Source organism: Mycobacterium sp. E3339 (assembly GCF_001666915.1).
In the GTDB taxonomy this organism is placed as follows: Bacteria; Actinomycetota; Actinomycetes; order Mycobacteriales; family Mycobacteriaceae; genus Mycobacterium.
The window spans coordinates 1-828 of record NZ_LZIZ01000079.1; the positions used below are offsets into that span (position 1 = coordinate 1).

Here is an 828-nt window from a genome sequence, read left to right on the forward strand (position 1 = left end):
CGCCGCAGCACCAGGCGACGATCGACGCGCTCAAGAAGCTCGACTTCGCCGACAGCACGGCGACCGGGCAGGCCATCTTCACCGCCCTGCACGCGGTCAGCGCCACCGCCATCACCGGTGGCGACACGCCGCCGCCGGCCCGCATCGTGCTGCTGTCCGACGGCAAGGAGAACAAGCCGTCCAACCCCAGCGACCCGCACGACGGGGCCTACACCGCGGCGCGGCTGGCCCGCGACGAGGGGGTGCCCATCTCGACGATCTCGTTCGGCACGCCGTACGGCACCGTCGAGTACGAGGGCGCCACCATCCCGGTTCCCGTCGACGATCAGACGCTGAAGAAGATCTGCGAGATCACCGACGGCCAGTCGTTCCACGCCGACAGCCTGGAGTCGCTGAAGGACGTCTACGCGACTCTGCAGCGCCAGATCGGCTACGAAACCGTCAAGGGCGACGCCAGCCTGGCCTGGATGCTGCTGGGGGCCGTCGCGATGGCCGGCGCCGTCCTGGCCGGCCTGTTCCTGAACCGCCGGCTGCCCTCCTGAGCGATCAGACCGGCAGTCGCCGGTTGATCAGCAGCGCCAGCGCCGTCGCGATCAGGGCGGTGAGCACGCCCAGGCGCAACCACCCGGCACTGCCGGGACCCGGCACGGTGCGGTAGCCGATGTCCTTCTCGATGGCGTTGTAGCTCTTGGACAGCTCGTCGACGGTGCCGGCGGTGTAGGACTGCCCGCCGGAGAGCTTGGCGATCATCTTCATCTGGTCCGTCGAGACCGGCACCGCGACCCGCTGCCCGTCCATCTCGATCTCGCCGGTCTTGGTGCCGAACCG

At 69.6% G+C, this 828-nt stretch carries 2 pseudogenes; one reads left to right on the plus strand and one right to left on the minus strand.

Annotation, left to right across the window (positions count from 1 at the left end):
• Positions 1–542 (plus strand): annotated as a pseudogene (locus A5702_RS07130) (VWA domain-containing protein); the annotation flags it as partial.
• Between the two features lie 4 nt (positions 543–546).
• On the opposite strand, the pseudogene A5702_RS07135 reads toward A5702_RS07130, so the two are convergent.
• A pseudogene (locus A5702_RS07135) lies at positions 547–828 on the minus strand (hypothetical protein); the annotation flags it as partial.